This is a genomic window from Mycobacterium sp. 23, assembly GCF_048287075.1.
GTDB classification, from domain to species: Bacteria; Actinomycetota; Actinomycetes; order Mycobacteriales; family Mycobacteriaceae; genus Mycobacterium; species Mycobacterium gordonae_B.
In genome coordinates this window covers 3,487,125-3,506,388 of the sequence record NZ_JBLVUX010000005.1, presented here as the reverse complement: position 1 = coordinate 3,506,388, position 19,264 = coordinate 3,487,125, and the positions used below count along the sequence as shown (strand labels likewise).

General features: G+C 66.7%; 14 protein-coding genes and 1 pseudogene. 7 read left to right on the top strand and 8 right to left on the bottom strand.

From position 1 onward, the window contains the following. Window positions 1-40: 40 nt before the first annotated feature. Window positions 41-1,300, bottom strand: coding sequence for a DUF3068 domain-containing protein (locus ACNQS7_RS17485; protein WP_418013510.1), 1,260 nt, complete (start codon window positions 1,298-1,300; stop codon window positions 41-43). A gap of 141 nt (window positions 1,301-1,441) precedes the next feature. Between ACNQS7_RS17485 and ACNQS7_RS17480 the strand changes: the two genes are divergently transcribed. Next, the gene (locus tag ACNQS7_RS17480; RefSeq protein WP_418013509.1) at window positions 1,442-2,677 is read left to right on the top strand and encodes an acyltransferase family protein; all 1,236 of its coding nucleotides are present in this window, start codon (window positions 1,442-1,444) and stop codon (window positions 2,675-2,677) included. A 5-nt stretch (window positions 2,678-2,682) separates the two neighbouring features. Here the strand turns inward: ACNQS7_RS17480 and ACNQS7_RS17475 are convergent, their stop codons facing one another. From ACNQS7_RS17475 to ACNQS7_RS17460, 4 genes are read right to left on the bottom strand one after another with little or no spacing between them, the layout of a single operon-like run. Then, the gene (locus ACNQS7_RS17475) at window positions 2,683-4,440 is read right to left on the bottom strand and encodes a DUF3488 domain-containing protein (protein ID WP_418013508.1); all 1,758 of its coding nucleotides are present in this window, start codon (window positions 4,438-4,440) and stop codon (window positions 2,683-2,685) included. 5 nt (window positions 4,441-4,445) lie between these two features. Then, window positions 4,446-5,189, bottom strand: a complete 744-nt coding sequence (locus ACNQS7_RS17470) for a PP2C family protein-serine/threonine phosphatase (protein WP_418013507.1) — start codon at window positions 5,187-5,189, stop codon at window positions 4,446-4,448. Then, window positions 5,189-6,640 carry an AMP-binding protein gene (locus ACNQS7_RS17465; protein ID WP_418013506.1) on the bottom strand — a complete coding sequence of 484 codons (1,452 nt, stop codon included), beginning with the start codon at window positions 6,638-6,640 and terminating at the stop codon, window positions 5,189-5,191. Before ACNQS7_RS17465 ends, ACNQS7_RS17470 begins: the two co-directional genes overlap by 1 nt. After that, window positions 6,637-7,617 (bottom strand): phosphotriesterase-related protein, encoded by a 981-nt coding sequence (locus ACNQS7_RS17460; RefSeq protein WP_310778860.1) that lies wholly within the window; start codon window positions 7,615-7,617, stop codon window positions 6,637-6,639. Before ACNQS7_RS17460 ends, ACNQS7_RS17465 begins: the two co-directional genes overlap by 4 nt. A 127-nt stretch (window positions 7,618-7,744) precedes the next feature. Here ACNQS7_RS17460 and ACNQS7_RS17455 point away from each other — a divergent pair, with 127 nt between their 5' ends. The 3 genes from ACNQS7_RS17455 (at window position 7,745) to ACNQS7_RS17445 (ending at window position 11,153) form a co-directional block, all read left to right on the top strand. Continuing rightward, complete coding sequence (locus tag ACNQS7_RS17455) at window positions 7,745-9,451, top strand: acyl-CoA dehydrogenase (protein ID WP_418013505.1); 1,707 nt, start codon at window positions 7,745-7,747, stop codon at window positions 9,449-9,451. A gap of 83 nt (window positions 9,452-9,534) precedes the next feature. Beyond that, window positions 9,535-10,218, top strand: a complete 684-nt coding sequence (locus tag ACNQS7_RS17450) for a TetR/AcrR family transcriptional regulator (protein ID WP_418013504.1) — start codon at window positions 9,535-9,537, stop codon at window positions 10,216-10,218. Further along, the gene (locus tag ACNQS7_RS17445) at window positions 10,215-11,153 is read left to right on the top strand and encodes a R2-like ligand-binding oxidase (RefSeq protein WP_418013503.1); all 939 of its coding nucleotides are present in this window, start codon (window positions 10,215-10,217) and stop codon (window positions 11,151-11,153) included. The genes ACNQS7_RS17450 and ACNQS7_RS17445 overlap by 4 nt, the downstream gene beginning before the upstream one ends. 79 nt (window positions 11,154-11,232) lie before the next feature. On the opposite strand, the gene ACNQS7_RS17440 is transcribed toward ACNQS7_RS17445, so the two are convergent. Beyond that, on the bottom strand, window positions 11,233-12,609 hold the full coding sequence (locus tag ACNQS7_RS17440; RefSeq protein ID WP_418013502.1) for an NADP-dependent succinic semialdehyde dehydrogenase: 1,377 nt from the start codon (window positions 12,607-12,609) through the stop codon (window positions 11,233-11,235). A 77-nt stretch (window positions 12,610-12,686) separates the two neighbouring features. Here ACNQS7_RS17440 and ACNQS7_RS17435 point away from each other — a divergent pair, with 77 nt between their 5' ends. After that, window positions 12,687-14,330: an acetolactate synthase large subunit gene (locus ACNQS7_RS17435; protein ID WP_418013501.1), complete on the top strand. Its 1,644-nt coding sequence runs from the start codon at window positions 12,687-12,689 to the stop codon at window positions 14,328-14,330. Here ACNQS7_RS17435 and ACNQS7_RS17430 read toward each other — a convergent pair whose 3' ends face one another. Then, complete coding sequence (locus ACNQS7_RS17430; protein WP_418013500.1) at window positions 14,331-14,783, bottom strand: hypothetical protein; 453 nt, start codon at window positions 14,781-14,783, stop codon at window positions 14,331-14,333. Window positions 14,784-15,012: 229 nt separating this feature from the next. Here ACNQS7_RS17430 and ACNQS7_RS17425 point away from each other — a divergent pair. Then, window positions 15,013-16,333 (top strand): annotated as a pseudogene (locus ACNQS7_RS17425) (HNH endonuclease signature motif containing protein). Window positions 16,334-16,632: 299 nt separating this feature from the next. Continuing rightward, window positions 16,633-17,859, top strand: a complete 1,227-nt coding sequence (locus ACNQS7_RS17420) for a PE-PPE domain-containing protein (protein ID WP_418013499.1) — start codon at window positions 16,633-16,635, stop codon at window positions 17,857-17,859. On the opposite strand, the gene ACNQS7_RS17415 is transcribed toward ACNQS7_RS17420, so the two are convergent. Continuing rightward, a complete protein-coding gene (locus ACNQS7_RS17415) occupies window positions 17,839-19,263 on the bottom strand; it encodes a lipase maturation factor family protein (protein WP_418013498.1) in 1,425 nt (474 codons plus the stop codon). The genes ACNQS7_RS17420 and ACNQS7_RS17415 overlap by 21 nt on opposite strands. Between the last annotated feature and the right edge of the window lies 1 nt (window position 19,264).

The window sequence follows — 19,264 nt, the reverse complement described above, 5'->3', positions numbered from 1 at the left end:
GGCTCCTCCTCGGGCCATTCTGGCCCGCATCGTCGCCGCGCTAAGTCCGTTCGGTCGGCGGCTCAGGGTCCGGCGGATCCTTGGGCGGATCCAACTCCGGCGGACTCGGATCGTCCTCATGCAGATCCGGTCGCTGGGTGGGAATCTTCTCGGTCTCCGCTTCCGCGCCCGGAGTCGGCGGTTCCAGCCCGGCGCGGCGCAGGAAGTCCGTGTCGTCACGGTCCAGGCTGGGGTCGGTCAGCGCACTCTCGGTGCGCAGGCTGAACGAGGCCAGCACCCCGCCGCCGATCAGGGCGATCAGACCGATCGCGGTGAACGTGATCGGCAGCACCCGCGACCACAGCGCCACCCGGTCGCGCTCGTCGCGCGCCGAGTTGACCTGCGACTCCACCGTCTCCTGGGTGGAGGTGAGCTTGTAGTCGACCAGCGTCACCTCGGGCTTGAGCCCGTCGCGGGCGTAGTAGTGGTGGGCCTGCTCGGTTTCCTTGACGATCGTCCCGGACACCGGGTCGACCCAGAAGGTGCGCTTCGCGGTGTAGTAGCGGGTCATGGTGATCTGCTCGTTCGGCTCCCCGGGCACGCCCCACATCGACGCGCTCGTGGTGATCTTGCCGTCCTCGTTGCCGCCGTACAGCGACGGATAGGTGATCGGAGCCACCGGTTTGCCCTCGCTGTTGACGCCCACGTTCTGCGTGAACCGGTAGGTGCTCAGACCGTTGACGTCCTCCTGGCCGTCATAGTTGGCATCGAACGGCTTCTGGGCGATCGGGTCGAAATAGGGGTACGTCTTGCGCTCGGTGTTGAACGGGAAGCGGTAGGCCAGGCCCTCGTGGCGCAACGGCATCGCGGTCGGCGGGTTCTCGTCGCCGATGCCGCGCGGCTTCTGCACGTATCCGCCCGGGTGCGAGTCGTCGGACACCGCCATCGCGGTCTTGCGGTTGATGGTGACGGTGTCGACGATGGCCAGCATCAACCCGCTGTCCTTCTGCTTGTCGCTGCGCCGCACCGACGATCCGACCTGCAGGGTGACCACGTCGGCATTGGCGGGCGCTTCGACACTGATCTGCTGCTGGGACACGAGAGGAACGTTCTGGTTGACGACGACCCGGTCGGTGGACAGGGAAGCCGCGTCGATGGCGGTTCCGTTGCCCTCGCTGATCAGCGTCGCGTCCAGATTGAGCGGGATCTTGGCGATCCTGCTGCTGGTATAGGTCGACAACAACAACGCGGCGATCAGCAGTGCGGCTCCGAGACCGATAGTTCCGCATGCGGCGATGCGCAACATGACTGCTCGGTTCACGTTGCTGTGACCTCCTTCTGGTCCATCAGTTCGTCCGGGGCACACCGGTCGCGACCCGCTTTGACCTGACCAAGCAGCGAGGCAAACCCGTTTGACCCTAACAGCAGAATGTCGTGCCCCGGTGGACGAACCTAGGCCCCAATGTACGGACGGGATGCGGGCCCAGGTGTACCCGCTGCCGCCGCGAACACGCACAGGCAGACTGGGACCGTGACTGAGGACCAGGAGGTAGGCGGCACCCGCAGCTTCCTGCCCGCCGTCGAGGGCATGCGCGCCTGCGCGGCCATCGGCGTGGTGGTCACCCACGTCGCCTTTCAGACCGGGCACTCCAGCGGGGTCGACGGCCGGCTTTTCGGCCGGTTCGACCTGGCTGTCGCGGTGTTCTTCGCGTTGTCGGGCTTTCTGCTGTGGCGCGGACACGCGGCCGCGGAACGCGATCTCAAGCCTCGCCCGCGCACCGGTCACTACCTGCGCTCGCGGGTGGTCCGCATCATGCCCGCATACCTGGTGGCGGTGGTGGTGATCCTGACCCTGCTGCCGGACTCCAACCACGCCAGCCTGACGGTCTGGCTGGCCAACCTGACGCTCACCCAGATCTATGTGCCCCTGACCCTGACCGGCGGCCTCACCCAGATGTGGAGCCTGTCGGTCGAGGTGACCTTCTATCTGGCGCTGCCGATCCTGGCCTGGCTGGCCCGGCGGATTCCGGTCGGCGCGCGGCTGCCCGCGATCGCTGCGCTGGGCGCGCTCAGCTGGGCGTGGGGCTGGCTGCCGCTGGCCGTCCTGGGCGGCGGCCCCGGCGCCAACCCCCTGAACTGGCCGCCGGCCTATTTCTCCTGGTTCGCCGCGGGAATGGTGCTGGCCGAGTTGGTGCACAGCCGGTTCGGGTGGGTGCACCGGCTGGCCCGCCACCGCCTCGTGATGGCGGTGATCGCGGTGGCGGCCTACCTGGTGGCGGCGTCGCCGCTGGCCGGGCCGGCGGGTCTGGTGCCCAGCAGCGCCGCCCAATTCTCGGTAAAGACCGCGATGGGTTCGGTGGTGGCGTTCGCGCTGCTGGCGCCGCTGGTGCTGGACCGGCCCGACACCCCCCACCGGCTGCTGGGCAGCACGCTCATGGTCACGCTGGGCCGCTGGTCGTACGGCCTGTTCATCTGGCATCTCGCCGCACTGGACATGGTGTTCCCGGTGCTCGGCATCTTCGCCTTCAACGGCCATATGCCGACGGTGCTGGCGCTGACCCTGCTCTTCGGCATCGCGATAGCCGCGGTGAGCTACGCCCTGGTCGAGTCGCCCTGCCGGGAAGCGTTGCGGCGCTGGGAGAAACGGGAAAAGCGCGCGGAGGACGCCGACGCCGAGGCGGACGCTGTCGCGCCCTGACGCCGCTACGGTGCCGGCGGTGCGACAACACCCCGGACGTCGACGTCCCGCCAGATCGCGATCTCACCGACATACTGCGGCGGGCGGCCGAACAGGTCGCTGAAGAACTCAATCAGCGCTTGATACTCCTGCGTCGGCCCGACGATGACATGCCGCACCTCCGCGCGCCGCAGATCGGCTTCGACCTCGTCACGGATGTCATCGCGGGCCACCAGCGGGGTGCCGCCCTGGACCGTCACCATGAGCGAGAACAGCCGCGTCGGCGGGGGACCGGGCCGGGTCCCTCCGTCCGGCTGCGGCATGTAGGCGTAGGCCTCGGGCATGCGTAGCCCGTAGTCGGTCTCGGCCGCCCACAGCATCGGTGCCGCCCGGCCTTGAGGATCGAGAAAGTAGGGCGCGACGAGGACGGTTTCGTCACGTCCGATGTGGTGGCTCGCCCACGTCCGGAAGTAGGCGGGGGTGTAGAACGGCATCCGCCCCAGCGGAGCGGGGAGGATCACGGCCAGGGCCACGCCCACCGCGAGCAGCCAACGGGCCTTCGGACGCGGCGGCAGCCGGGTCGCGCGTGCGATGACGAGCGCTACGGTCACCGCGACCGCCAGCCAGACGTACAGCGTGAAGCGCCCGGGCAGCACGTGGTTCAGCAGTGGCAGCTTGCCGAAGGGCAGCCAGGGCAATGGCACCGGCAACGCCTGCTTGCCGATGTGCAGCCACGGCCCCAGCGACAGCACGAGCAGCAGCCCACCGGTACTGGTCGCGACGCGGATCCGCAGGTCGTGCCGACCGCGGACGGCCACGACGACGAGGATGGCCAGCAGCGGCAGACCGAGGTAGCCCGTCGCCTCGTGGTACAGGCCGCTGAACTCCCGAGACGCCTGCGTGGCGGCGTGCGGGGCGATCAGCTGGTAGGGCGTCGGGACGACGAGATTCAACAGGTCGGTCGAGAAGGTCTTGGGGTTCTGAACCTGCCTGGTGATGCGCTGCGGCCCGACGAATTGGGTGAATAGGGGCCATGCGCAGAGCAGCAGGAACACCGGCGCGGCGACCGCGAGCGCGGACGCCAGCCGGGCCGGTGCCGCGCGCCACCGCCCCCGGCCTGCTATGGCCATGACGCAGATCAGCACTGCGGCCGCCACCACGCCGGTCGCCAGCATCTCCGCGGCGATCAGAAGCTGGGCGCTGGCCAGCAATCCGAGCGCGACTCCCGCCTGCCACGGCGGTCGCCGCCGGGTGACCAGCAGCTCGTCGACCACGATCAGGACCAGCGGCGGGACCCAGGCCGTCGCGAGATTGAGGTGCAGCGCCGCATGGGAGGCGACGTAGGGAGAGAAGGCGTAGACCGCGCCGCCGGTCACTGGGCCTGGTCCGTCGCCGGTCCAGCGCCGGATGGCCAGCCATGCGGTCCACCCGCTGAGCGCGACACCAAGGACCATCAGGGTGTTGAAGCCGAAGATAGGCCCGCCGACCTTGGCCGGCAGCCAGCCGACGAGCCCGAGCAGCGTCATCGGGGTGTTCCACATCAGGTTGACGCCGGCGGGCGCGCCGATCTGCGTCGTGAAGAACGGATTGAGGCCGTGCCCGAGCGCGTGCGGCGCCCAGCCCAGGTACCAGATCGTCTGCTCCTGGTCGCAACAGCCGCCGGCCCAGCCCGATCTCGGGTCGCGCCAGGCGCCGATGGTCAGCACGAGCGCGGCCAGCAGGTAGCAGACGAACACCGTGAGGCCACCGCGGCGCCCGGTGATCCACCGCCGTGTGCGGCTCACCCCGACTACGAGTCGGAAACGTCGACCACCAGCGCGGTCACGTTGTCCGGAGCGCCCTCGCCGCGAGCCGCCGCGATCAGCGCGGCACACACTTCGCCGGGGTCGTCGTACTTGCCGAGGATCCTGGTCATCGTCGGCTCCTTGACGATGCCGTGCAGACCGTCGGAGCACAGCAGGATCCGGTCGCCGTCGGCCAGGTCCTGTGCGCCGGAGTCGGCTTTGGCCGGCGGCTTCATGCCCATGTAGCGCGTGACGACGTTGCGAACCCGCAGATTGCCGGCGTCCTCGGCCTGGACCTGGTTCGCGTCCACCAGAGACTGCACCAGCGTGTGGTCGCGGGTGAGCTGGGTGAGCTGTCCGTCGCGCAGCAGATAGGCGCGGCTGTCGCCCAGATGGGCGACCAGCACCCGGGCGCCGACGATGACGACGGCGACCAGAGTGCTGTTGGCTCCCGCGTACCGGGCGTCCCTCTGGGCCTTGGAATGCAGATCGTCGGAGAGTTCGGAGATCGCCCGGCCCAGGCGTTCCGGGGCATCTGCTGCCTCACGCTGATCCGGCGGCAGGTGGTGGGCGACGTAGCGGGGCAGGATGTCGACCATGGTCTGAGCCGCCAGCGCCCCGTCGCGGCTGCCGCCCACCCCGTCGGCCACCATGAACAGGCGCTGGTCCGGGTCGGCGCCCCAGCGGTCCTGGTTGTCGGACCGTTCGCACCCGACGTCACTCAGTGCCGAATACCGGGTGGCATCCATTACGGCCCCCCAACCTGCAATCGCGCGATGACGGTGTCACGTACCGCCGTGCGACGCGCCTTGCCGGCGTCGTCGCGCAGAGGGGCGTCGACGAACTCAACGATACGGGGCACCTTGTAGGCCGCCAGTCGGTCGGCGACGAAGCTGCGCACGGCCGCGGCGTCCAGGGTCGACCCGCCCGCCGTGTGCACCAGTGCATAGGGCACCTGGCCCAGATCGCCGTCGGGGACTCCAACGACCAAGCAGGACAACACTTCCGGGTGCGCTGACAGCGCGTTCTCGATCTCCGCGGGGTAGACGTTGCGGCCACCGACGGTGAACATGTCGACGCGGCGGTCGGACAGGTACAAGAAGCCGTCGGCGTCGAAGTAGCCGAGATCGCCCAGCGAATCCCAGCCGTCACGCGACTTCGCGGTGGAGCCGATGTAGCGGTAGGTCGGCGCGCTGCCGGGGTTAGGGCGCATGTAGATCTCACCGACCACGCCGGGCGGGCATTCGTTGCCGTCGTCGTCGAGCACCTTCATCTCCCCGCTCACCACCTGCCCGACCGAGCCCGGGTGCGTCAGCCACTGATCCCCGGAAATGAAGGTCAACGCCTGTAACTCAGTGCCGCCGTAGAGTTCCCAGACCTTCTCGGGCCCGATCAGGTCGATCCAGGCCTGCTTGACCGCCGGAGGACACGGCGCGGCCAGGTGCCACAACCGTCGCAGCGAGGACAGGTCGTAGGAACCGGCCCGGTAGACCGGCAGCAAGCGCTGCATGATCGTCGGCACCGTCACCAGGAAGGTGACCCGGTGGCGCTCGATGGTCGCCAGGAATTCGTGCGGGTCGAACCGGCTCATCAGCACCAGGTGCTGGCGCATGATCAGCGCGATCAGGGCGGTGGTGAACCCGGTGTTGTGCGTCAGCGGCACCGGTACCAGCGTGGTGTCGCCCTCCTGCATGCCCAGCGGGTAGCCGATCGCCGGCGGGACCCGACTGTCGCCGCCGGCCTCGATGAGCTTGGGCCGCCCGGTGCTGCCGCCCGACGCCATCGACTTCCAGCACGGTGACACCGCCTCGGGCAGCGCGGCATCCGAGGTTTCCGGGACGAAACCGGCTGGGACGCTTGGCGTTCCGGGATGATCCCGGCCTACCAGCAACGCCGAGCGACGCAGCCCCAGCAGGCCTTCGAACTCGGACTCCGGCAGGCGCGGGGACAAGGGTTGCGGCACCGCCCCCAGCTTCCAGCACGCCACCGCCGCCTGGATCCATTCCACCGAATTGGGCAGCACGATCGTCACGTAGTCGCCGAGCCCCACGCCGCGTTCGGCGTACGCGCGGGCCAGCCGGTTGGTCGAGCGGTCGAGTTCGGCTCGGGTGATGGTCTGTCCGTCGCAGCTGACGGCCGGCTCGTCCGGGGCGAGCGCGGCCAATTGCGAAATCTGCGTTCCGATCGACGGGACCGTCACTGATAAGCGCCCTGCCGATCGAAGATTTTGCGCGGGTTCTCCACGAGCATGGTGTGGATCTGCTCATCGGTGACGCCGCGCTGCTTGAGTGCGGGGATGACGTCGTTGTGAATGTGCAGGTAGTGCCAGTTGGGCGCCATCTGCGGGACCAGCTGCTCGGGCAGCGCATCGAAGTAGCAGTTGGCGTCGTGCGAGAGCACCATCTTGTCGGCGTGCCCGCGCTCGCACATGGTCGCGACGATCTGCACGCGTTCTTCGAACGGCAGCAGCACGTCCAGTCCGAACCGGTCCATCCCCAGGTAGGACCCGGCCGAGATCAGCTCTTCGAGGTAACCGACGTCGGTGCTGTCACCCGAGTGCCCGATGATCACCCGGGTCAGGTCCACGCCTTCCTCTTCGAAGATGCGCTGCTGCTCGAGCCCGCGCCGCAGTCCGGCGTGGGTATGGGTGGAGATCGGCACCCCGGTGCGCTTGTGGGCCTGGGCCACGGCACGCAGCACCCGCTCGACGCCCGGGGTGATGCCGGGTTCGTCGGTGGCGCATTTGAGGATGCCGGCCTTGATGCCGGTGTCGGCGATGCCCTGCTCGATATCGCGGACGAACATGTCGGTCATGATCTCCGGGCCGTCGAGCATGCCGCCCGGTCCCTCGTAGTGGAACCGGAACGGAATGTCGTTGTAGGTGTAAAGGCCGGTCGCCACAACGATATTCAGTTCGGTCTGGGCGGCCACCCGGGCGATGCGCGGGATGTAGCGGCCGAGTCCGATCACGGTCAGGTCGACGATGGTGTCCACGCCGCGGGACTTCAGCTCGTTGAGTCGGGCGACGGCGTCGGCCACCCGTTTCTCCTCGTCACCCCAGGCTTCGGGATAGTTCAGCGCGATTTCGGTGGTCATGATGAACACGTGCTCGTGCATCAGCGTGACGCCGAGATCGGCGGTATCGATGGTTCCCCGGGCGGTATTTAGTTCTGACACGCCTCTGATGCTAGGGCGCTGCCGGGGCATTTTTAAGACCTAGCAATGCCGTGGTTGTTCCGGCTGCCGCAGGTATTGCAGTACGGTCTACCCGTCCTGAATCCGAAATCGCTCTGGAGCCACCGTCATGCTGCTCAACCCGAACAAATTGCAACGCAAGTACCCGGATGCCCGGTCGGGGGAGATCATGCAGGCCACCGTGGACTTCTTCGAGAACCGGGGCAAGGCGAAGCTCAAGCACGACGCGCACGAGCGGGTCTGGTACACCGACTTCCTCAACCACATCGCGGAGAACCGGATCTTCGCCTCGCTGCTCACACCCGCCGAGTACGGCGCCGACGACTGCCGCTGGGACACCTACCGCATCAGTGAGTTCGCCGAGATCATCGGTTTTTACGGGCTGAGTTACTGGTACCCCTTCCAGGTCACCGCGCTGGGGCTGGGGCCGATCTGGATGAGCGACAACGAGGACGCCAAGCGCAAGGCCGCCGCCCAGCTGGAACAGGGCGAGGTGTTCGCTTTCGGGCTGTCCGAGAAGGCCCACGGAGCCGACGTCTACCAGACCGACATGGTCCTGACGCCGTCTGAGCACGGCTGGGTTGCCAACGGCGAGAAGTACTACATCGGCAACGCCAACGTCGCCCGGATGACCTCCACCTTCGGCCGCATCGACGACGGTTCGGACAATCCCGAGTACGTCTTCTTCGCCGCGGACTCTCAGGACGACCGCTACGAATGCAAGAAGAACGTCGTCAACTCGCAGAACTACGTGGCGAACTACGCCCTGCACGACTACCCCGTCACCGAGGCCGACCTGCTGCACCGCGGCATGGGCGCCTTCCACGCCGCCCTGAACACGGTCAACGTCTGCAAGTACAACCTGGGCTGGGGCTCGGTCGGCATGTGCACCCACGCCTTCTACGAGGCCATCACGCACGCCGCCAACCGCCACCTCTACGGCACCGTCGTCACCGACTTCAGCCACGTGCGACGGCTGCTCACCGACTCCTACGCGCGCCTGGTCGCTATGCGGCTGGTGTGCACCCGCGCATCGGACTACATGCGCAGCGCATCCGCCGAAGACCGCCGCTACCTGCTGTACAGCCCGCTCACCAAGGCCAAGGTCACCAGCGAGGGCGAGCGGGTGATCACCGCGTTGTTCGACGTCATCGCGGCCAAGGGCGTGGAGAAGGACATGTTCTTCGAAACCGTCGCCCAGGAGATCGGCATGCTGCCCCGGCTGGAGGGCACCGTCCACATCAACATCGGGTTGCTGGCCAAGTTCATGCCCAACTTCCTGTTCGCCCCCGACGCGGCGCTGCCGCTGATCGGTCGCCGCGACGACGACGCCGACGACTCCTTCCTGTTCAACCAGGGCCCCACCGGCGGCCTGGGCAAGGTGCGCTTCCACGACTGGCGGACGCCGTTCGACAGCTACGGGCACCTGCCGAATGTCGCGCTGCTGCGTCAGCAGATCGACGTGCTGGCCGAGATGCTGGCCAGCGCCACCCCGGATGCCGCACAGCAGAAGGACATCGACTTCGCTTTCGGTGTGGGGCAGATCTTCGCCCTGGTGCCCTACGCACAGCTGATCCTGGAAGAGGCGCCGCTGTCCGGCGTCGACGAGGCGCTGCTCGACGAAATCTTCGGGCTGCTGGTCCGCGACTTCAACACCTACGCCGTCGAACTGCACGACAAGGCTGCCACCACCGATGAGCAGGCCGCGTTTGCGCTGCGGATGGTTCGCCGCCCGGCCAACGACCCGGCGCGCTACGAGACGGTGTGGAAGGAATTCGTGCTGCCCCTTAACGGGGCGTACGAAATGCGCCCGTAGGCCCGGCCCGGCCGAGAGCCTCCTTGACTGTGAGCTGCCTCACAGTACAATGACCAGTGGTCATTCATGGTGAGGGGAGGCCCATGCCGACGGTTACCTGGGCACGTGTCGATCCGGCCCGCCGCGCGGCGGTCATCGAAGCCGCGGAGGCCGAGTTCGGCGCTCACGGGTTCTCTAACGGCAGCCTGAACGTCATCGCGCGGCGCGCCGGCGTGGCCAAAGGCAGTCTGTTCCAGTACTTCGCGGACAAGCGCGACCTCTATGCCTACATCGCCGACGTCGCCAGCCAGCGGGTGCGGGGCTACGTGGAAACGACGATCCGCGACATCGATCCGGGCCGGCCGTTCTTCGAGTTCCTCACCGACCTGCTCGACGCCTGGGTCGCCTACTACGCCGAGCATCCCCGGGAACGCGCGCTGCATGCCGCGGCGACATTGGAGGTCGACACCGACGCCCGCATCAGCGTGCGCAACGTCGTCCACCGGCACTACTTGGAGGTGCTCCGTCCGCTGGTGACCGAGGCGCACCGGCGGGGCGATCTGCGCGAGGATTCGGACACCGACGCGTTGTTGTCGTTGCTGCTGATGATCTTTCCGCACCTGGCGCTGGCGCCGTACATGCGCGGTCTCGACCCGATCCTCGGTCTCGACGAACCGACTCCGGAGCAGCCTGCGCTCGCGGTGCGCCGGCTCGTTGCGGTGCTCTCGGACGCGTTCTGTGCGTCGCGCCCCGCCGTCAGCCCAGCCCGATCGAAGGAGATCACATGACGCGCACCCACACCGGCTCCATGGTGGCCGGCGGTCTCAACTGGGAGAGCCTGCCGCTGAAGCTGTTCGCCGGCGGCAACGCGAAGTTCTGGAACCCCGCCGACATCGACTTCTCCAAGGACCGGCAGGACTGGGAAAAGCTGTCGGATGCCGAGCGGGACTATGCCATTCGGCTGTGTGCCCAGTTCATCGCCGGCGAGGAAGCGGTGACCGAGGACATCCAGCCCTTCATGGCCGCGATGCGCGCCGAGGGCCGGTTTGGTGACGAGATGTACCTGACGCAGTTCGCGTTCGAGGAGGCCAAGCACGTCCAGGTGTTCCGGCTCTGGCTGGACGCGGTGGGCGTCAAGGATGACCTGCACGGCTACCTCGATCCGCTGCCCACCTACCGCGACATCTTCTATGACGAGCTGCCGGACTGTCTCAACGCGCTGACCGGTGACCCCTCACCGGCCGCGCAGGTGCGGGCATCGGTGACCTACAACCACATCGTCGAGGGCATGCTGGCGCTCACCGGCTACTACGCCTGGAACAAGATCTGCGTCGAACGCAACATCCTGCCTGGCATGCGGGAGTTGGTGCGGCGCATCGGCGACGACGAGCGGCGCCACATGGCCTGGGGCACGTTCACCTGCCGTCGCCACGTCGCGGCCGACGACGCCAACTGGTCCGTCTTCGAGAACCGCATGAACGAACTCATCCCGATGGCGTTGCGACTCACCGAAGAAGGGTTCGAACTGTACGGCGAGCATCCGCCGTTCGGCCTGCAGCCCGGTGAGATGCTGCAGTACTCCACCGACAAGGGCATGCGACGGTTCGGCACGATCAGCAGCGCCCGTGGCCGCCCGGTCGGCGAGATCGACCTGGACTATTCGCCGGTGCAACTCGAGGACGACTTCGCCGACGAAGACGAGCGCGCGCTGGCGGCCGTCTAAGTCAGTTGGGCGAGCAGACGCGAAATCGCCCAAAACAACGGCGTTTTGGGCGATTTCGCGTCTGCTCGGCGGGGGGTCGTTACCCCACCCAGACCGTCTTGGCGTTGCAGAACTCCCGGATCCCCAGACCCGCCAGTTCGCGGCCGTAACCCGAGCGCTTGACCCCGCCGAACGGCAACTCCGGATAGGACACCGTCATGCCGTTGATGAAGACCGCGCCCGCGACGATGTCGTCGATGAAGCGTTGCTGCTCGTCCTCGTCTTCGGTCCAGGCGTTCGAGCCCAGCCCGAAGGTGGTGGCGTTGGCGATCTCGATCGCCTCATCGATGTCGGCGGTCCGGTACACCGACGCGACGGGGCCGAAGACCTCCTCGGTGTAAAGCGCCATGTCCTTGGTGATGTCGCTGATCACCGTCGGCGGGTAGAACCAGCCCGGCCGGTCGGGAGTCTCGCCGCCGCAGCGGATCTTGGCGCCCGCCGCCGCGGCGTCCTTCACCTGCTGGGCGATCTCGTCGCGACCCGACTCGGTGGCCAGCGGTCCGACGTCCGTGTCGGGGTCGGTCGGGTCACCGACTTTGAGCGCCTCGAACCGCTCGACGAACTTTTCGAGGAACTCGTCATAGATGTCGGTGTGGACGATGAAGCGTTTGGCGGCGATGCAGGACTGCCCGTTGTTCTGCACCCGGCCGGTGACCGCCGTCTTCACCGCGGCGTCCAGATCCGCCGAGGGCATCACGATGAACGGGTCGCTACCGCCGAGTTCCAGCACGGTCGGCTTGATCTCGTCCCCGGCGATGGCGCCTACCGATTGTCCGGCCGGCTCACTGCCCGTGAGGGTCGCGGCGGCCACGCGGGGATCGCGCAGGATCTTCTCGACGGCGCCGGAGGCGACGAGCAGGGTCTGAAAGCACCCGTCGGGGAACCCGCCGCGCGCGATGACGTCAGCCAGGTACAGCGCGCACTGCGGGACGTTCGAGGCGTGCTTGAGTAGCCCGACGTTGCCGGCCATCAGGGCGGGCGCCGCGAACCGCACGGCCTGCCACAGCGGGAAGTTCCACGGCATCACCGCCAGCACGACGCCGAGCGGCTGGTAGCGCGTAAACGCCCGGGAGGCATTCACCTTGCCGGCGTCGGCCGGCTCGTCGGCCAGTAGTGCTTCGGCGTTCTCGGCGTAATACCGAAAACCTTTGGCGCATTTGAGTACTTCGGCTTTGGCGCTGGCCAGCGTCTTGCCCATCTCCAGGGTCATGATGGCCGCGGTGTCGTCGGCCTCGGCCTCCAGCAGGTCGGCGGTGGCGTTTGCCCACTCGGCACGCTGGGCATAGGTGGTGTTGCGGCGGTAGTCCTGGAAGCGTGCGTACGCGCGCGCTATCGCCTGCTCCACGTCGTCGTCGGTCGCGGGGGTGAAGGTTTTGACTGTCTCGCCGGTGGCCGGGTTGATGGTGGCGATGGGCACGTCGGCCCTCCTGTCAGGGTTGTCGTGAACCGTCCGACAACTAGCCTGCCACTATCGAGGAAACAGAGAGGTGGCGGATGTCCACAGCGGCTGAGTTGATCGTCAGGTGCCTGGAGAACGAGGGCGTTTCGGTCGTCTTCGGGATACCCGGTGAGGAGAACATCCGGTTCATCAAGGCGCTGGCCGCCTCTCACATCCGCTACGTGCTGACCCGGCACGAACAGGGCGCGGCCTTCATGGCCGAGATGTACGGCCGGGTCACCGGACGCGCGGCCGTGGTGTCGGCGACATTGGGTCCGGGCGCCATCAACATGCAGCTGGGGGTTGCCGACGCGACCACCAACAGCACCCCGATGGTCGCCATCTCGGCGCAGGTCGGCCAGGACCGCGAATACAAGGAATCCCACCAGTACGTCGACCTGGTGTCGATGTTCGCTCCCATCACCCGGTGGTCGGCCGGCATCCCCACCGCGCATGCCATACCGGAGATGGTTCGCAAGGCGTTCAAGGTCGCCGAGACCGAACGACCCGCGGCGGTGTATCTCGCCGTGCCCGAGCACCTGGACGCAGATGACGCCGACTACGAGTTGGGGCCGTTGCCGCGCAATGTGGTGCGGGCCGACGCCCCGGCGGCCCGCCAGGTGGCGCGCGCGGTCGATATTCTGCGCGCCGCGCAGCGGCCGGTTGTGCTCGCCGGGCACGGCGCCGCGCGCAGCGATGCGACCAAGGCGCTGATCCGGTTCTCCGAGGAGCTCGGCATCAAGGTGGCCAACAGCTTTCACGGCAAAGGTGTGATGCCCGACGATCACCCGAACGGCATCGGGACACTCGGGTTCATGCGGCACGACTACGTCAACTTCGGCTTCGACAACGCCGATGTCGTGATCGCGGTCGGATACGAGTTGCAGGAATTCGATCCGGTCCGCATCAACCCCCAGGTCGACAAGAAGATCATTCATATCCACCGCTTTCCGGCCGAGGTCGACGCGCACTATTCGGTCGAGGTCGGCATCATCGGCGATATCAGCGACTCGCTGAACGAACTGACCGAAGCGATGCAAGGACGCCGATTCGACGACGTCGAGGTGCCCGGTTCGGGACTGTTGGATGAAGAATTCGCCCGGGGACAACAGGATTCGCGGTTCCCGCTGGCGCCCCAGCGGGTAGTCGCCGATACCCGGGAAGCGCTGGGGCGCAGCGACGTGGTGCTGGTCGACACCGGCGCGACCAAGATGTGGATGGCGCGGCTCTACCCGACCTATGAGCGCAACACCTGCCTGATCTCAAACGGCCTGTCCACCATGGGTTTTGCGCTGCCCGGAGCGTTGGGCGTCAAGCTGGCTCAGCCGGAGTCGAAAGTCCTGGCGGTGGTGGGCGACGGGGCATTTCTGATGAACTCGCAGGAGATCGAGACCGCGGTGCGGGAGAAGATCCCGCTGGTCGTGCTGATCTGGGAGGACGGCGGGTATGGCTTGATCGAGTGGAAAATGGATCTCGAACTCGGCGAGCACCATTACGTATCGTTCGGCAACCCCGACGTGGTCAAGTACGCGGAAAGCTTCGGCGCCAAGGGATATCGGATCAGCAGCGCCGAGGAACTGTTGCCGACCTTGCGGGCGGCCCTGGACGACGACGGGGTGTCGCTGATTGCCTGCCCGGTCGACTACTCGGAGAATCTTCGGCTCACCGATCGGCTGGGGGAGTTGGACGAGACGCTGTAGTCATCGGTCGATTCTGGTAAGGGTAAAGCTGTCGCGACGGTCGGCGAGGCCACAGGGAGCCGCCTCGTTGAAGAAGTCCACTTCGCCGGTCAGCGTCACCGGGTCCCACCATTGCGTGACGGTGACCGGGTGCTCGCTGGCGGGGATCCAGCGGCCGAAGTCGCCGGCGGTATGACCCGGGCAGGTTATGCCCCCGGGGATGGTCCGGGTGTTGGTATAGCGGCCGTCGATCAGTGCAGCATCGAAACCGCGCCCGGAAGTGGTGGTGACGTGAGCGACGCAGTCCGGTGTGCAAGTGGTCCTGATGGTCCACATTCCGGTGTCGCCGTCCTCGTCTGCGTAGAGGTAGACACCGGTCGTCGTCGGGGCCTCGGCTCGGGCCGGCGGTGGTGTGACGCTGATTCCCAGGACGGCGGCGAACGCGGCGGCGGCCGCGATTGTCTTGGCTTTCATGCCTTGGCCTTTCGATGTCGGGCCCCCTGATACGAAGTGTAGATAACGAAACGCAGTTCGTTAATTGTTTGCCGGTATGACTTTGATATGAGGAGAACCGGCCCTTGTCACACCAGTAACGCGAGCCGGGTGGCACCAGGTCCTGAAAAGTGATATCACGTTTGATATCAAGATCTTTCGGCATTCGCGGCGTTCCGGACTTGTCGGTGGCCCTCCATAGAATTGGGGCATGGCATCGAGTACGCGTGAGGAGATCGTGGAGGTCTTCAACGCACTCGACGCCGCCGTTGATCGCCTGTGCGACTTGACGTTCGACGCGTTCACCACCCCGGAGTTCCTGCGCGGGATGGAGCGCCTGGAAACGGTGCACCGGCGGATGCGCACACCCCAGCACGCCCTGATCAACCACCTCAAAACCCAAGCGACCGAGGAAGAACTCGGCGGCAAACTGCCCGCGGCGCTGGCCGAGCGGCTGCGGATCACCAAAGCCGACGCCAACCGGCGCATCGCCGAAGCCGAAGACCTCGGCCCGCGCCGCGCCCTCACGGGAGAGCCGCTGGCGCCGCCGTTGACCGCGACCGCGCAGGCTCAACGCCAGGGCCTGATCGGGGACGGGCATATCAAGGTGATCCGCAACTTCATCGCCCATCTTCCCAGCAGCATCGACGTGGGCACCTGGGAGGCCGCCGAGAAAGACCTGGCCGGCAAGGCCTGTGACTTTCGCCCCGACCAGGTCGCCAGATACGCCCGCGAACTCATGGCGCTGCTGCACCCCGACGGCGACTACACCGACGAGGAACGAGCCCGTAAACGCGGCCTGATTCTGGGTCCCCAGCAGTACGACGGCATGTCGCGGATCAGCGGCCTGATCACCCCGGAACTACGGGCTCTGCTCGAAGCCGCCTGGGCCAAACTCGCCGCCCCCGGCGCCGGCGTCCCGGGCGGGGACACCGACACCCGCAGCCAACCCCAACGCAACCACGACGCCACGGTCACCGCCATCCGCGAACTCTTCGCCTCCGGCGAGCTGGGCACGCACAACGGCCTGCCGGTCTCCATCATCGTCACCACCACGCTCAAAGACCTCGAAGCCGGGGCGGGACGCGCCCGCACCGGCGGCGGTACCCGCATCCCGCTGCCCACCCTGATCGGCTGGGCCGCGACCTCGCATCACTATTTGGCGGTGTTCGACGGCGCAAAGCCGCTGGCCCTGTTTCACGCCAAGCGCTTCGCCAACCTGGCCCAGCGACTGATGCTGCTGGCCAAAGACGGTGGCTGCACCCGCCCCGGCTGCGACGCCCCCGGCTACCACTCCGAGGTGCATCACGTCAGCGGCTGGACGAATACCCACTACACCGACATCGCTGACCTCACCCTGGCCTGCGGCATCGATAACTGCCTCGCCGAAAAAGGGTGGATCACCCGCAAAAACGCCAAAGGCGACACCGAATGGCTACCGCCGGGCTCATCTCGACCACGGCCAACCGCGGATCAACACATTCCATCACCCGGAAAAACTGTTCGCACCCGAAGATGACGAAGACCCTTAGTTTCGGCGTACCTCGATTGGGCACGCGAACATGTCCCGTGTGCGAAAGCGGTATCACCGGCCACCACCCGGTGCGGCTCTGCGCCCCCGCAGCGTGATCCAGCTGGTTCTATGCGGTGACCCCGGCACTGTCGGCAGCCCGAGAATACCGACCACCGACGAAGGCAGGAAAAGAAGTGCGGAAGTCCTCGACCGGTACTGGAAAGTGTCCAAAGTTTTCCCGATCTGCGAGGACGAATAACGAGCTGCGAGTAATCTGACGCCCACCCCGTCGCCAATCGGCCCCGAAAGGAGGCAGCTGTGTCGTATGTCATTGCGACGCCTGACTTCCTGACTGCCGCCGCCGGGGATTTGGCCGCTTTGGGTTCCACGGTCACCGCGGCCGGGGCGGCGGCCGCGCACTCCACCACGTCGCTGCTGGCTGCCGCCGAAGACGAGGTGTCCACCGCCGTGGCGACGTTGTTCAGCGCGTTCGGCCGCGAATATCAGGCCGTGGCCGAGCGGGCGTCGCAGTATCAGGAACGGCTGATGCTCCGCCTGGCGGCAACCGCGAATGCCTATCAGGCAACCGAACTCGCCAACGCCACACAAGCACAGGCCATGCCGAACGCGGCGGCAGCGACCAGAATCACCGTCCCGGGAGCGGGCCCGCTTTACCTGCCCAATTTCATCACTCGGTTTCCGTACCTCGGCCAACTGTTTTACGCCGACAGCGTCCCCGGGCCCGGTTCGGTCTCGATCCTGCAGGGGTACGACCTGATCAACCATGCCATCGGACAGGACTGGTTTCCCGGCAGCCTCGCGCAGGTCCTCAACTACCCGGCGAGCATGGGCATCCTGAGCGGCAGTCTGGCAGCTCCCGACGTCAACGACGCCGTCGCCTTCGGGCAGCGTGCACTCAACGACCAGATCATCAACGCGGTCGTCAACGGCAACGGCTCACCGGTGCGTATCGCCGCCCTGTCGGAGGGAACCCTCGTCGTCAGCCGCGAGTTGGCCTACCTGGCCACCAATCCGGCCGCCGCACCGCCACCCGGCGCCCTGCAGTTCGCGCTGTTCGGCAGCCCGGAGCTAGGCGTGATGCGGACGTACCTGCCCGACGGGTTCACGTTGCCGATAGTGAACTACACGGTGCAGGGACTGCCGAGCACCCAGTACGACGTCAGCGTGGTGTTTGCCCAGTACGACGGCTGGGCCAACCCGCCCGATCGACCCTGGAACATTCCGGCGGTGGTGAACTCGCTGTTCGCGACCCTCTATAACCACAACACGTCGTCCCTGGCGTCAATGTCGAACGTGGTCGAGTCGTCCAGCGTCGGAACCTCGCTGGGCGGGACGATCACCACGTACATGATCCCGTCGCCGACCCTGCCGATGCTGGTGCCGCTGCAGCAGTTAGGTGTACCGCAGCCAATCGTCGACAACCTCAACACCTTTCTGCAGCCCCTGGTGAACAGCGGTTATTCGTCCCTGGCGCCCGATGCCGGTCCGTACTTTTCGCACGGATCACTGGTCCTGGGCTTCTAGCCGGCCCGGCAGCGAAATCGGCGGCACGTAACTGCCGATCAGGGTCCGGTGCCACCAGGCGTGGTCGCGGCGCAGCTCGGCCGGTGTGGTGAATCGGTACTTGTAGAGCTGTGCGCGCACATAGCGGGGCGGTGATTCCGGAAACGGGTTCCGCCGCAACAGCTTCAGCGTCGCCGGGTCGTTGCGCAGCAGTCGGTGCAGGAACGGCGTCATCCACGCCAGCGCGTAGCCCGGCGAGATGGCGGCGAACCACATCAGCCAGTCCAGCCGGAGGTGATATGGCGCGAACTGCCGTGGCAGCCGACGCAACGCGGTGGGCTTGCCCTTGAATTCGTACTCGTGCCACATCGTCTCGTCACCGACCGACGCGTCGGACGTGCCCTCGATCACCACCTCCTGCCGGATCCGGCTGATACTGCCGAACGCGCCGTAGGTGTTGCACAGGTGAAAGGCGTTGAACGACATGTTCATTCGCTGTCCTGGTGAGAGCATGTTGCGCGCCGGCCAGTAACTGAGCATCAGCATTACCGCCGCTACGACGATCACCGGAACGGTGAACCACAATGGGGGACTCGGCAAAGTCGCCGAAGGGTGGACGCCGACGTCGACGGCGCTGAACGCCAGAAAGATCGTCAGCCAGTTCAGCCAGGCGAAGTTACCCGAAGTCACCAGCCACAGCTGGGTGATGACGATCACGGCAGCCGCAATCCCGGCGACGGGTTGGGGAGCGAACAATCCGAAGGGCACCACCAGTTGCGCAAAGTGGTTGCCGGCCACCTCGATTCGATGCAGGGGTCGGGGCAGGTGGTGGAAGAACCAGCTCAGCGGGCCCGGCATCGGCTGGGTTTCGTGGTGGTAGTCAAGACAGCTGAGATCGCGCCAGCAGGAGTCGCCGCGCATCTTGATCAGCCCCGCGCCGAACTCGACCCGGAACAACAGCCAGCGCACCAGCCACAACGTCAGCACGGGCGGTGCCACCTGCCCGTTGCCGAGAAAGATCATCAGGAACCCGGCCTCCAGCAGCAAAGACTCCCAGCCGAACCCGTACCACGTCTGGCCCACATTGACGATCGAGAGGTACAGCACCCACAGGGTCGCCCACATCAACATCGCCGCCCACAACGGCACCAGGTCCAGACCGCCGACCATCGCGGCTGACAGCGCCGCGCCGAACCACGACACCCCGGCGAACGACCGATCGGAGTAACGCAGGTGAAAGATGCTCGGCGCCCGCCAGAACGACCGTTTCGCCAGATACGCCGGCACCGGCAGCATCCCGCGCTCTCCGATCAGCGGACGGAACTGCCGCGCCGCCGCCACGAACGCCACCAGGTAGATCGCTGCGACGCCGCGCTCCAGTACCGAGGCGCCCAGCCGGTATTCGGGTGCCGAAAACCAGTCCATG